The organism is Campylobacter sp. CNRCH_2015_1657 (assembly GCF_025772685.1).
Classification (GTDB): Bacteria; Campylobacterota; Campylobacteria; order Campylobacterales; family Campylobacteraceae; genus Campylobacter_D; species Campylobacter_D lari_D.
In genome coordinates this window covers 1-12,614 of record NZ_JAKMSO010000003.1, presented here as the reverse complement: position 1 = coordinate 12,614, position 12,614 = coordinate 1, and the positions used below count along the sequence as shown (strand labels likewise).

Annotated in this window: 12 protein-coding genes and 2 tRNA genes; 4 read left to right on the top strand and 10 right to left on the bottom strand. The window is 30.0% G+C overall.

The annotated features are described in order from the left end of the window. Window positions 1-14: 14 nt before the first annotated feature. The gene (locus tag L8X27_RS02910; RefSeq protein ID WP_263681029.1) at window positions 15-767 is read right to left on the bottom strand and encodes an SIMPL domain-containing protein; all 753 of its coding nucleotides are present in this window, start codon (window positions 765-767) and stop codon (window positions 15-17) included. Between the two features lie 89 nt (window positions 768-856). Here L8X27_RS02910 and mutY point away from each other — a divergent pair, with 89 nt between their 5' ends. Next, window positions 857-1,885 (top strand): A/G-specific adenine glycosylase, encoded by a 1,029-nt coding sequence (mutY, locus tag L8X27_RS02905; protein WP_263661846.1) that lies wholly within the window; start codon window positions 857-859, stop codon window positions 1,883-1,885. After that, the gene (locus tag L8X27_RS02900) at window positions 1,875-2,726 is read left to right on the top strand and encodes a radical SAM/SPASM domain-containing protein (protein ID WP_263681027.1); all 852 of its coding nucleotides are present in this window, start codon (window positions 1,875-1,877) and stop codon (window positions 2,724-2,726) included. The genes mutY and L8X27_RS02900 overlap by 11 nt, the downstream gene beginning before the upstream one ends. On the opposite strand, the gene L8X27_RS02895 is transcribed toward L8X27_RS02900, so the two are convergent. The 4 genes from L8X27_RS02895 to L8X27_RS02880 are packed head-to-tail and all read right to left on the bottom strand — an operon-like array spanning window position 2,716 to window position 6,240. Then, window positions 2,716-3,393, bottom strand: coding sequence for a class I SAM-dependent methyltransferase (locus tag L8X27_RS02895; RefSeq protein ID WP_263681026.1), 678 nt, complete (start codon window positions 3,391-3,393; stop codon window positions 2,716-2,718). The genes L8X27_RS02900 and L8X27_RS02895 overlap by 11 nt on opposite strands. Before the next feature lies 1 nt (window position 3,394). Then, window positions 3,395-4,270 carry a CsgG/HfaB family protein gene (locus tag L8X27_RS02890; protein WP_259443361.1) on the bottom strand — a complete coding sequence of 292 codons (876 nt, stop codon included), beginning with the start codon at window positions 4,268-4,270 and terminating at the stop codon, window positions 3,395-3,397. Further along, on the bottom strand, window positions 4,264-4,884 hold the full coding sequence (lpoB, locus tag L8X27_RS02885; RefSeq protein ID WP_133319180.1) for a penicillin-binding protein activator LpoB: 621 nt from the start codon (window positions 4,882-4,884) through the stop codon (window positions 4,264-4,266). Before lpoB ends, L8X27_RS02890 begins: the two co-directional genes overlap by 7 nt. Window positions 4,885-4,893: 9 nt before the next feature. Further along, complete coding sequence (locus tag L8X27_RS02880) at window positions 4,894-6,240, bottom strand: hypothetical protein (protein ID WP_263681025.1); 1,347 nt, start codon at window positions 6,238-6,240, stop codon at window positions 4,894-4,896. A gap of 53 nt (window positions 6,241-6,293) precedes the next feature. Here L8X27_RS02880 and L8X27_RS02875 point away from each other — a divergent pair. Next, window positions 6,294-6,381 (top strand) — tRNA-Ser (locus tag L8X27_RS02875). On the opposite strand, the gene L8X27_RS02870 is transcribed toward L8X27_RS02875, so the two are convergent. Beyond that, complete coding sequence (locus tag L8X27_RS02870) at window positions 6,382-7,032, bottom strand: putative metalloprotease CJM1_0395 family protein (protein ID WP_263661462.1); 651 nt, start codon at window positions 7,030-7,032, stop codon at window positions 6,382-6,384. It abuts the tRNA gene before it with no gap. Between the two features lie 126 nt (window positions 7,033-7,158). Between L8X27_RS02870 and L8X27_RS02865 the strand changes: the two genes are divergently transcribed. Next, a tRNA-Met gene (locus L8X27_RS02865) sits at window positions 7,159-7,235 on the top strand. A 237-nt stretch (window positions 7,236-7,472) separates the two neighbouring features. Here the strand turns inward: L8X27_RS02865 and L8X27_RS02860 are convergent. The 4 genes from L8X27_RS02860 to L8X27_RS02845 all read right to left on the bottom strand — a co-directional run bounded on the left by L8X27_RS02860 (window position 7,473) and on the right by L8X27_RS02845 (window position 12,313). Then, complete coding sequence (locus L8X27_RS02860; protein ID WP_133319183.1) at window positions 7,473-8,114, bottom strand: potassium channel family protein; 642 nt, start codon at window positions 8,112-8,114, stop codon at window positions 7,473-7,475. Next, window positions 8,111-9,454: a TrkH family potassium uptake protein gene (locus L8X27_RS02855; RefSeq protein ID WP_263660354.1), complete on the bottom strand. Its 1,344-nt coding sequence runs from the start codon at window positions 9,452-9,454 to the stop codon at window positions 8,111-8,113. Before L8X27_RS02855 ends, L8X27_RS02860 begins: the two co-directional genes overlap by 4 nt. A 93-nt stretch (window positions 9,455-9,547) precedes the next feature. Next, entirely contained in the window at window positions 9,548-10,882 is a 1,335-nt protein-coding gene (locus tag L8X27_RS02850) for an anaerobic C4-dicarboxylate transporter (protein WP_133319185.1), read from the bottom strand. Window positions 10,883-10,900: 18 nt separating this feature from the next. Then, on the bottom strand, window positions 10,901-12,313 hold the full coding sequence (locus L8X27_RS02845; RefSeq protein WP_263681024.1) for an aspartate ammonia-lyase: 1,413 nt from the start codon (window positions 12,311-12,313) through the stop codon (window positions 10,901-10,903). Window positions 12,314-12,614 lie beyond the last annotated feature (301 nt).

The following is a 12,614-nucleotide window of genomic DNA, read 5'->3' as shown; positions in this document are numbered from 1 at the left end:
AGCCAAAATAAAATTTATTGACAAACAAAAAGCACATTAGCTTTTAAGCTTTGCTTCTCATTTTTAATAACAGGAAGCACTACACTATCTGCACTAACTGCTAAACTTGGAGAATTGTATTTGATATTACAACTATCAAAATGAACATTTTTTACTATGCAAGTTTTTGTTAAAGTTTTAGAATAATATTGAGCTTTTTCAAAAGCTTTTTTAAGCGCAAGATCGTATAAATCTTCTTTGTTTGCTTCTAAGGTTGCTTCGTCAAATCCTGCTTGCAAGGCTTTAGTATTAAAAGAAATTAAAGTATTAGTATTGCTGATATTTTCTATATCTTTTATAAGATTTTCATAGTCTTTATTTTTATTTTGTGGGATTTGACAAGTGAAATTAGAATACAATCTATACCCATTAAGTGTTTTTACTCCTTGATAATAATTATAACTTGGCTCTAAAGTATAACTTCCACCTTTACAATAGTCTTCTTTGGCAATACGATCTGAAATTTCTTTGAAAGTTTTAGCAATATGATTTTTTTCATCACTAGAGATGATAGTTTTTTTACTAAGTTCTTCGCTCGCGCTAAAATTTAAAACAGCATTAAAAACATTTGGCATGATTTCATTTGATACTTCTATATTTCTTGAAAATTCTACATTTTGTTTATTATGATTTTTTAAACCTAAAAATTCAGTATTAAAAACTACTCCTAGTACAAACAATACTAAACAAAGTAATCCTAATCCTAAACCTTTTAAAAAACTTTTCATTTTTACTCCTTTTTAAAAATATTTTTTTAATTTTAACATAAAGCTTTTAAGAATAGATTGTATAATTTTTAAAAACAAAGAAAGTTTTAATGCGAAAAATTCATGAAAGTATTTTAAAATGGTATAACGAGAATGGTAGAAAAAACCTTCCTTGGCGTATTTTGCATAAAGAATATAGAAAATATGGTAGCGAGGATGATTTAAAAAAGCTAAAAAATATTGATAATGCTTATGCTGTTTATATTAGCGAGATTATGTTACAACAAACTCAAGTAAAGAGTGTTTTGCAAAATTATTATTTTCAGTTTTTAGCTAAATTTCCTTCTTTAAAAGCACTTTCTATGGCAAGCGAAGATGAGGTTTTAAAAGCTTGGCAAGGACTTGGGTATTATACTAGAGCTAGGAATATACATAAATGTGCAAAAATTTGTGTGCAAGAATTTAATGCAAAATTACCATTTGACATTAAAGAGCTTCAAAAACTTCCTGGTATTGGAGAATATACAGCTGGTGCTATAGCTTGTTTTGGTTTTTTACAAGCTAAAGCTTTTGTGGATGCAAATATTAAAAGAGTTTTGAGTAGATTTTATAGTTTGCAAAATCCAAACTCTAAACTTTTAACGCAAAAAGCAAAAGAGTTTTTAAACTATGATAATGCATTTGATCATAATCAAGCTTTGTTGGATATAGGGGCTTTGATTTGTTTACCTAAAAATGCAAAATGCAAGCTTTGCCCCATAGAGAGTTTTTGTAGTGGAAAAAATGAATATGAAAAATTTCATGTATCTAAAAAAACTCAATATGAAAATATTATTTTAAATATACTCATAGTGCAAAAAAATGAGCAGTTTTTGCTTATCAAAAGCAAAGAAAAGCTATATTTTAATATGTATAATTTTTTAGAATACAATAAAGAAAAAAATGCAAAATTCATAGGTGAATTTAAACACTCTTACACCAAATATAAAATTAATGCCAAGGTGTATTTTTTAAAAGATGATGATTTTGAAGATTTCAAAGCAAAAACATTTTCTTATAAAGAATTAGAACATCTTGCACTTTCAAAACTTGCCCTAAAGGCGTTTGAACTTTTTAAAAAGAGTGATTATGCATTTTGAGAAAATTTATATAGAATTAAGTGATATTTGTGGATTAAAATGTGATTTTTGTCCTAGTCAAAAAGCGCAAAGAAAACAAATAAACCTTGAAAATTTTGAAAAAATTTGCAAAAGTGTGCATAGTCATGCCAAGCTTTTTACTTTTCATGTGCTTGGAGATCCTTTAAGGATTTTAAATTTAAAAGAGTATTTAAAAATAGCTTTTAAATTTAATATGCAAATAGAACTTACTACAAGCGGGTTTTATTTTGATGATGAGAAAATAAAACTTGTTTTAGATTCTAAAAACATACGACAAATCAATATTTCTTTGGGCGCCTTTTTATCTCAAAGTAGAATGAGTTTAAAAGAATACTTTGAGCCTGTTTTAAAACTTATTTTTTTGCACTTGGAAAATAAAAACAATTCTTTTATCAATTTAAGACTTTGGAATTTAGATAAAAATTTCAACCCACCTTTAGAAAATGAGAAAATTTATGATTTTTTAGAGCAAAATTTTAAAGTAAAAATTCAAAAGCAAAAAGCTAAAAATCGCCTAGAAAGGCATGTTATGTTACACCAAGCTAGGCTTTTTAAATGGCCTTCTTTAAAGGATGAGGTTATTAGGGAGAATGGGTGTTGTCATGCTTTAAATGGACAAATTGCTATTTTAAGCGATGGAACTTTAGTGCCTTGTTGTTTGGATACTAAAGGGGATATAAAACTTGGAAATTGTTTTGAAAAAGATTTTAGCGAGCTTTTAAATTCGTCTTTATATATAGAATTAAAAGAAGGCTTTAAGCAAGGAATTTTAAAAGCTGACCTTTGCAAAAGATGTGAGTTTTTGCAATTTAAAAACTGATTTTCCTTGCTCGGACAATTATGATTTCAGGAAATTCTTCATCTAAAAAAGGTTCTTCAAAAAATCCATCTATGATAAAACCATTTTTAAAACAAGTGTTGAAAATTTCTTCCAAAGAACGGTGGTAGTAGTGATGTTTTACAGGTTGTTTTTCAAATGCATACCCAAGATAATTATGCGGACTAAGATATTTTTTAGTTAATGTTACAAAACAAGGATGTTGAGTAGCAAAAACAAAAATTCCATTTTCTTTTAGTAGAAAATAAAGACTTTTAAATAAGGGCTGGATATTTTCCATATCCATGATAGCCATATTTGAAACAGCTTTGCTAAAGGTGTGTTTTTTAGCTAAATTTTGCAAAGTTAATTCATCGCTAGCATCTATGGTTTGAAAATGAATTTTGTGTAAAAAATTTTTCCATCTTTGTTTTGCTAATTTTATCATTTGATCACTATAATCAAATGCATAAACATTTATATTATATTTTTTGCACATATAAGCGGAAAAATTTCCATTTCCACAAGCAATATCTAGAATATAATCATCATCTTGTATGTTTAGCAATTCTTCAACTTTAGGATGCACAACTTTTTTATGAAATTCATTAGAATCATCTCCCATTTGTACATCCCAAAATTTTGCATTAATATCCCATGCTTTTTGCATTTTAAAAACCTAAATTAACTCCACCTTCATTGTTGATTTGATAGTTTGCATCCAAACCATGTTCTATTTCTTCTTCTTTGTCATTGTCTTTAGAATGTTTAAAAATATCTTCGGTAATTTTTGTAGCTATACCTCTAAGGGCTTTTTGTTTGCTTGATTTGCTTGTAGAACTCATTTTAAATTCTAAGGTATTGGAAGCTTTGATTTGAGTTGTAGCAAATTCTATCAAACGATAATCAATGTTAATATTATAAGTTTGAGTGTTAATTTCATTTTGTGTTTGTGTTATTTTAGGGTTTAAAATAAGTAAAAAATCAGCCCCTAAAACATTATAAAGCTTAACAAGTTCATCATCGCTTGCATTTTTTATAAGTAAAGATTTTTCTTGATTATAAAGATCAAGATTTGCTCTATCTAAAATTCTAAATTTTTTACTTTGGAGCAAAACGCTTAAAAGCTCTTGTTCAAATTTAGCCGAAAGTTCATCTTTAACTTTATTGATGATAATTAGCGAACTTTTATCTTCAAGATTTTTTTCACTATAAAGTTTTTTGTAAATTACAACTTTTGCATGGAATTCATTTTGATTTGTTTGAGTTAAAGATTTAATATCATAGCTATTAAAAACTCCATTGCTAACTAAGTCTATTTCTTCATCATATCCTATATTGAAATTTCCATTAAAGCTAAATTCGAATTTTTTAAGCTTAACTTGTTTTAAGCCCTCCATTTTCCCAAGAGCTTCATTGATGGCATTTTTTATTGCTTCACTTCTTGTATTTCCAAAACCCTCACCATAACTTTCTTTGTTTAAAGCGCTTTGTGCTTGACAAAAACAAACAAGAGCGAAAAAAAGAATTAGTAGTTTTTTTACCATGTTACACTCTTGCTTTTACCTGTTTTATCAATAGTTTTTTCATCTTCCCAAAAAGCTAAACCGCTAGTTAAATCTGTAAGAATTAAATGGAAAAAATATTCAGTTTGGATTTTGCCATTATAAAGTTTAACGGTATCTTGTCTGATTTTACCAGAAAGTGAGAAATTTGGGGCCAAAAGTGTGCCTTTTTTGGCTATGGAATTTTGATTAAATTCTTCATTGTCTCTTAAATCTCTTACATCATGAGATAAACTATCTTTTGCTCCACCTGCTGCTACAGCGGTTGTTAATATAAATTTACCAGATTTTCTTAATGCTATGGTAATTTTCGAAGTGAGTTTATCTGTGTCTATTCTTTGCGGGGTGTCATTGATGATTTTTCCTATGGCAATAACTTTTCTATTAGAGCTATTTAAATTTGCAAAAGCAGGATCACTAAGCAAGCTTTGTATCATATCTTCAGCAGTTTTTTCAAAATCTTCTCTATCAAGTCCTAAAGTAAGTGCGTTTCCTTGAACTTTTTGCGAAGCTTTACCATCAGTATATTTTGGTTGTGAAGAACAAGCACTGAAAATCAAAAGCGCAAAAACCATAAAAAATAAACTTTTTTTCATTTTATCTCCTTATTTTTCTTTAATTTTGTAAATAATATTTGAATTTGGCACAAAAGATCTTATAAGCACAATATAATTTTTATCTTTTTCTAGCTCATCTTCAAAGATTATTTTTTCTTTATCATCATAAATTTTAACTAAACCTTCATTTTTTAGCATTAAAATACTAGCACTTTTTGGTAAAGCTTGCCACATTCTAAGATCTGCTTTATTGATTAAAGCAGTGCTAACAGTGCTAATAAATGATAAAAAGCCACTAGAATCATTATTAGCTATGGCTAAATTAATTGAAGTTTTAAGAGCACTTGAGGCTAGGGTTTTTATCACCATAGAGGGTAAAAGAGTTTTAAATTCACTTGCTATAATATCATCAAAATAAATTAGATTTTGTGTTTTTTCATCTTGACTTTGCAAGAATTTATAAGAAGCATTTCTTGATTTTAAATAAGCAAAAGCTACACTAATATTTGCAAGATTATCATTAAAAACAAATGGCAGGGTAAGATCAAATTCTTCTTTTGTAGCACTAAAACCATCTTCATAAATGATAAAAATATATTTTTGTTGAGGGAAGGATGTTTTTAAATGAGTGAATTTTTCAAATACTTGAAATTGTTTTTGAAGTTGTTTGTTTTTTACATCGCTTAATGCTACTTCTTTTAAAAGATCATAAGCTTTAATATAATCTTTATCAAAAAAGAAAAATAAAGCACTAAGATAACTAGCATAGATATTAGTATAATTTTTATTTGCGTTAAATGTGCTAAGAAGATTATCATATTGTTTATAGATAGGGCTTAAATTTTGCTGAAAACTCGCATATGTTTTTTTATCTTTTTGAAGTTCTTTTTGGTATTCTTCTTGAGCTTTTTGTATATAATCATAAAAATATTCTTTCATTCTATCTTGTCTGTATAAAGCTCTGTTAAACTCTACTCTTGCATTTTTAAAATCTCCCAAGCTCATATAATTTAAACCTTTGTAGGTATTTAGCATAATCCTTTCATAAAAATAACCTTGATAATCATTGATGGTGTCATTAAGTAAAATTTCGCTAAAATTTCTTGTGGCTTTTTGAAGCCCGTTTTGTAAATCTACATCATATTTGTAAGCCTCTTCTGCTTTATCAAAAAAAGCATTACTTTTTTCATAATCTTTACAAACTCTTGCTAAAGAGGCTAAATTTAACCCTGTGTATATAGTGTCTTTGTCTGCATTTTTTAAAGTTAAAGTATTTTCATCGCATTGTTTGTTTACAAAGGCTTTTTCATAAGATAAATTAACATTAGCATGATTTGAACAAGCACTTAAAAAAAGTAAAATAAAAAGATAAAAACAAGAGTAAAAAAGCTTCATAAAATCCCTTTTTTAGTATAAATTTAAAAAAATAAGTTATAATCTTCATTTTTAGAGAGGTGTCCGAGTGGTCGAAGGAGCACGCCTGGAACGCGTGTGTGGGGTAACTCACCGAGGGTTCGAATCCCTTCCTCTCTGCCACTATGCACTTTTATTATACTGACTTCCTATGTAATCTTGTGATGAATTTTGTGTGTATGATTTTATGGCTTTAGAATTTGGATTTGCTTTTTTATCGTCTTCGTCTTTATTTTTATCATTTTGAGTTTTTGATTCTTCTGCTTTTATTTTAGCTTGTTCGGTGCGTGCATCATTTTGCATTTGCATAGCATTAGCTGCTACTTTATAATCTTGGGGGCTAGGATCAGCTGGTGCCATAGCTGCAGCAATTACTTGCATAGCATTGGCTATAGTTTCTTCAGGAGTATTGCCTTTTTGCATTCTTATAGGCACTTCTCCTTCAACTGCATACATTTTATTATCAGGACCTCTTGTATAGCCAAAACTTGCAGCTCCTGCTAAGGCTCCACCTGCTGCTTGGTGGGCTGCTTCATGAGCCCTTACTTCTCTGTCGATTTTTTCAAGCTCTCGTACCTGTTTTACTTCTTCACTACTTAAGTCTTTACCATTAACTTTTTGAGTTTTTTCATCTTTTTCTTGATCGTTTTTATTTTCTTTTGTTTGCTGTGGGTTTTCTTTTTCAGAGATATTTTCTTTTGTTTGTTCTTTGTCTTTGTTTTGATAAGGATTTTGCGTATAAAAGGCACCGCCATAACTTGAGCTAATTTGCATTAAAATCCTTTTTAAATATAATTTCATATTTTTAGCACAAAAAAGTTAAAAAATATATAAAATTTATAAAATAAGTATTTTATAAAATGTTAAGCAAAATAAAGTATAATTTTAACTCCTTTTTATGTCAGGGTAGCTCAGCTGGCTAGAGCGCTGGTCTCATAAGCCGGAGGTCGGGAGTTCAAGTCTCCCCCTTGACACCACTTAAAATATCTCTTTAATGTTATATTTATTTTTTATATTTTGTAAATTAGCTTTCAAGAATGCTTATAAGTATAGTTTTTTGATTATATTTAATTTATTTTAATGTCCTTATTTTACAAGGACATTAAAAATTTAGTGACCTAGAATATGGATCGGGTCTGTGTAGCCGTGCGTTAGAATTTCTTTTCTAGATTTATCATATTGATAGTGCAAAGTAAAAGTAGCATTTAAAATCTTCAATAATCATATTGATTAAGTTCTTCTTGAGTGCCAAGTAGCATTAATATATCGTTTAAATAAGCGGTATTTTCTAGATTTGGCATAATGCTCCAAGTATCATGTTGTTTGTGTGCAATGACTTTTAAATTTTGTCCAATGGATTGCAAAGTTTTCCCCGCTAAATTCTCATCGATTAAAAGTTTTGCTACCTTTATGGTGTTGGCTGAAAGATCTATGATTTCAAAATTTGGATTAGTGATAAGAATTTTAGCCAAACGCTTTGCAGATTCTTTTTCAGGATAGATGACTTTATTAACTCCAAGTTTTGAAAGAATTTGTCCATGTGTAGAAGAATTTGCTTTAGCTATGATATTTTTTACCCCTATTTCTTTTAAGGCCATGAAGGTAAGTATGCTTGATTCTAGATTTTCACCTATACTAAGTATGACAACATCAGCATTTGAATAGCCCGCTTCTTTCAAAGCTATGGTGTGAGTAGAATCTAAGATATAAGCAAAATCTGCATGATCTTGCAACTCTTTAACAGCTTCTTCATCAATATCTGAAACAATAACTCTTTTGCCTTGGTCAATAAGTTCTTTTGCTAAAACAGAGCCAAATCTTCCAAGTCCTATAATACCATAAGTTTCTTTTTTCATAGTATGATTTTTCCTTTTGGGTAATTTAAATATTTTTCTTTTTCTTTAAAAAATATACTAAATAAAAACGCAAGCACACCCACTCTACCGCTAAGCATTAGTAAAATAACAATAAGTTTGCTTTCGGAGCTAAAAAGCGCACTAAGTGATAAGGTCCCACCATCGCCAACCGAAACACCTACTGTGGCAAATGCTGAACTTGTTTCAAAAAGCAAAGGTAAAAAACTTTTATCATCTTCAATCAAAGATAAAAGTAACACGCAGGTAATAATATAAACAATTGAACTTACTGCTATAATGAAAGCTTTATTAATAGTTTCGCTTGGAATTTCAAAGTTAAAAATTCTTGTATTACTATCTTTGATACTCCAATATGCATAAATTAATAGTACCGCAATAGTAGTTACTTTAATGCCCCCTGCAGTTCCACCTGGTGCACCACCTACAATCATAAACAAAGATCCAAAAAATAAGCTTGCATCCTTAAAGGTGCTAAGATCAAGAGTGTTAAATCCTGCAGTTCGGTAATTTACCGCTGTAAAATATGCACTCATAATTTTATCAAAAAGAGAAAATTCTCCTATGCTTTTTGGGTTGTGATATTCAAATAAAAACACAATCAAACTTGCAAAAATGATTAGTATAATAGTGGAAATTAAAACAAGCTTTGTATGCAGACTTAGACTAGCAAAGCGTTTTTTTGAAAAAAAGTATAATTCTAGCAATACAAAATAGCCCAAACCGCCAATAATAATCAAAGAGGTAATGATAAAGTTAATCCAAAAATCATCTCTATAAGGCATTAAACCACTTTCAAATATGCTAAAACCTGCATTATTAAAAGCAGAAATGGAGTGAAAAATACTAGCCCATAGAGCATCAGTTAAATTCATATCTAATTTAAATCTTAAAAATAATAAAACAGCACCAACAATTTCAATAGCAAATACAAAAAATAAAACCTTTTTCAAAAAACCTACAAGTCCATCAGCACCAGGATAAATTAAGGATTCTCTTAAAAGATTTTTTTCTCCAAAACTCATCTTTTTTCGTACTAAAATATATAAAGCCATGGCTATACTCATATAGCCTAAACCACCTATTTGGATAAGTAGTAAAATAACAAGCTGTCCATAAAAACTAAAATCTAATGAAGTATTTAGCACAATGAGTCCTGTCATACTTACAGCTGAAGCACTAGTAAAAAATGCATCTAAAAAAGATATTGGTTTAGTGTGCATAATGGGTAGCATAAGGATGAAAGTGCCAAAAAGAGCTATAAGTATATAACCTATAAATAAGATTCTTATATTATTTCTATCTAAAGATAATTTTGCCATTTTATTTCTTTAAAAATTAAAAAAATATTCTACTTAAAATTAGTTAATAAGTAAAAGAAGAAAACTTTCCGCTAAAAGCGGAAAGTAAGAGCATTAAAGCATTCCTACTGCTAAAAATCCTAATGAAACAGCAATAGCAATAGCTAATACACCCGGAATAAAGAATGCGTGATTAAATATGAATTTTCCAATTCTTGTTGTACCTGTATCATCCATTTGAACTGCACCTAATAAAGTAGGATAGGTTGGAAGTACAAAAAGTGCTGAAACAGCAGCAAAACAAGCAACTAGCATATAAGAATCTGCAGGATTTGTAGCTGAAATTCCTAATGCAGCAACGATAACTGGGACAATAGCTTTTGCAGTAGCTGCTTGAGAGTATAAAAGCATACTAGCAAAGAAGAAAGCAACTGCAAGCATAGCAGGAGTTTGTTTAACCCATTCACCCGCTACTTCTTTAATACCTGCTTCATGGCCTGCAACGAAAGTATTTCCAAGCCAAGCAACACCAAATACACATACACAAGCTGTCATACCTGATTTAAATACACTTGTATCTAAAATTTTTGCAGGTTCAACTTTACATAAGAATGTAATTAAAGTTGCAGCAGTTAATAAAAAGCTCATAATTGCAGCATCTCTTGGGATAACTACAGGATCAATCCATTTAATATTATTAGAAATTGCAGTAGCATAAAGAACAACTGCTAATACCGTAAATAAAAATATAGCAACTGAAAGTTTTGCACCCGGTTTATCTTCACTATGTAAAACATCTGAAGCACTTTTTACAAGACCAGCTTTTAAGCGTTCTTGATATACAGGGTCTTTGCTAAGATCCATTGGAGTAATTAAACTTACAATAAAAGCTGTAATCATACAAGCAGCAAAAGTAGTTACAATCCAAATTCCAATTAATGCAGGATAGTTCCAGCCAAGTGGCTCTAATACACCAGTCATATAAACAACAGCAGCACTAACTGGAGAAGCTGTAATACCAATTTGTGAAGCAACAACCATTAATGAAAGTGGAGCTGATGGCTTAATATTTTGAGATTTTGCAACATCAATAACAACAGGCATTAATGAAAATACTGCATTACCGGTACCTGCTAAAATAGTAAGTAACCAACCGCAAGCTGGTGCAAGATAATTAATGAATTTTGGGTGTTTACGCAAAATTCTTTCAGTAACTTTTACCATGTAGTCTAAGCCACCTGCTTGTTGCATTGCAGAAATCGCAGCAATAGCAGCAGCGATGATTAAAATAACATCCCAAGGAATATTACCTGGCTTCATGCCTAAAACAAGACCTAAAATAACAACACCCAAACCTCCGGCATAGCCTATTGCTATGCCGCCAAGGCGGATACCTATGAATATTGCCCCAAGGAAGACAACAAGTTGTAAAATAATCATAATATCCATGATTAAACTCCTAAGTTATTAAGCTTTTCTTTTTTCTGTCATATGAGGATTTAACATATTTTCTGGTGTTAAAATCTCATCAATTTTTTCTTTTGGTAAATAGCCTCTTTCAAGGCAAATATCACCTACTGCTTTTCCAGTTTCTAGAGCTTCTTTTGCAATACTTGCTGATTTTTCATAACCTAAAACAGGATTAAATGCAGTCACGATTCCGATTGAATTTAATACAAGTTTTTTGCAGTTTTCAGGATTTGCTTTTAATCCTTTAATAGCTTTTTCAGCTAAAGTTTTCATTGCATTTTCAAGCAATACGATCGAGTTAAATAACCCATAAGCAATGCCTGGCTCAAAAGCATTAAGTTCAAATTCACCTCTTTCAGAGCAAAGCATAATAGTAACATCATTACCTATAATTTCATAGCAAGCTTCGCCAACTGCTTCACAAATTACAGGGTTTACTTTACCTGGCATAATAGAACTACCTGGTTGCATAGCAGGTAAACTAATTTCAGCTAGACCGCATCTTGGACCTGAATTCATCAACCTTAAATCATTTGCGATTTTAGATAATCTTACAGCTGCAGTTTTTAATGCGCCACTTACATGTACAAAATCAGCTGTATCTTGAGTAGCTGCAATGAAATCTTCAGCAGGTTTAAAATCAACACCAGTGATTTCTTTTAATTTTTTCTCAACCACAAATTTATAATCAGGGTGGCAGTTAATTCCTGTTCCAATAGCTGTAGCACCTAAATTTAAATAGCTCATTGACTCACGAGCTGCTGTGATCTTTTCAATATCACTTTTAATATAGCTAGCAAAAGCATTGAAAGTGTTTCCTAAGGTTGTAGGAACCGCATCTTCAAGTTCTGTTCTACCCATTTTGATGATATCTTTGTATTCTTTAGCTTTAGCTTCTAATTCAGCTTTTAAACCTTCCATAGCTTTTAAAAGATCACTAAGTTTTGCATAGGTTGCTACTTTGATTGAGCTTGGATAGGTATCGTTTGTAGATTGACCTAAATTTGTATGATCATTTGGGTGAAGGTATTGATATTCTCCTTTTTTATGACCCATACTTTCAAGAGCAATATTTGTGATAACTTCGTTAGTGTTCATATTTGTGCTAGTACCAGCACCACCTTGGATCATATCCACAACAAATTGATCTAAAAATTCACCAGCAATCAATCTATCGCAAGCTTTAGCAATAGCATCAGCTTTATCTGCATCAAGAACTCCAACTTCTTTGTTAGCTAGAGCAGCTGCTTTTTTAACTTGAGCAAAAGCTTTTACAAAATAAGGATAATCTTGTAGTCTTCTACCACTCATATTGAAGTTTTCTAGTGCTCTAAAAGTTTGCACTCCATAATAAACTTCATCAGAAATTTCTAACTCACCAATAAAGTCGTGTTCTTTTCTTGTTCCCATGATGTACTCCTTGTGGGTTTTATTTAAGTTTCGTTTATGAACTTAATAGGTATTATATAACAATTTTTTATAAAAGTTTCATAAAATTTTCCAATTTTTTCTAATTTTAATAAAAATATATAAAATAATATAAAGTATTGATATTCATTTTCTAAATAGTGGATATTTTATGAATAATTTTATTTATAATGATATTAATTATATTTATTTTTTGTATATTTTTTTGAAGTATTTGTTGAAGTTATGATTGTAATGGGTATGATTTTTCAGATAATTTGATTATAAGCTATCATCTTAACAC

Coding starts and splice junctions, on each gene's coding strand:
- L8X27_RS02910 (WP_263681029.1), bottom strand. CDS start 767: ATGAAAAGTTTTTTAAAAGGTTTAGGATTAGGATTACTTTGTTTAGTA.
- mutY (WP_263661846.1), top strand. CDS start 857: ATGCGAAAAATTCATGAAAGTATTTTAAAATGGTATAACGAGAATGGT.
- L8X27_RS02900 (WP_263681027.1), top strand. CDS start 1,875: ATGCATTTTGAGAAAATTTATATAGAATTAAGTGATATTTGTGGATTA.
- L8X27_RS02895 (WP_263681026.1), bottom strand. CDS start 3,393: ATGCAAAAAGCATGGGATATTAATGCAAAATTTTGGGATGTACAAATG.
- L8X27_RS02890 (WP_259443361.1), bottom strand. CDS start 4,270: ATGGTAAAAAAACTACTAATTCTTTTTTTCGCTCTTGTTTGTTTTTGT.
- lpoB (WP_133319180.1), bottom strand. CDS start 4,884: ATGAAAAAAAGTTTATTTTTTATGGTTTTTGCGCTTTTGATTTTCAGT.
- L8X27_RS02880 (WP_263681025.1), bottom strand. CDS start 6,240: ATGAAGCTTTTTTACTCTTGTTTTTATCTTTTTATTTTACTTTTTTTA.
- L8X27_RS02870 (WP_263661462.1), bottom strand. CDS start 7,032: ATGCAAATTAGCTCAAGTTATGGCGGTGCCTTTTATACGCAAAATCCT.
- L8X27_RS02860 (WP_133319183.1), bottom strand. CDS start 8,114: ATGAAAAAAGAAACTTATGGTATTATAGGACTTGGAAGATTTGGCTCT.
- L8X27_RS02855 (WP_263660354.1), bottom strand. CDS start 9,454: ATGGCAAAATTATCTTTAGATAGAAATAATATAAGAATCTTATTTATA.
- L8X27_RS02850 (WP_133319185.1), bottom strand. CDS start 10,882: ATGGATATTATGATTATTTTACAACTTGTTGTCTTCCTTGGGGCAATA.
- L8X27_RS02845 (WP_263681024.1), bottom strand. CDS start 12,313: ATGGGAACAAGAAAAGAACACGACTTTATTGGTGAGTTAGAAATTTCT.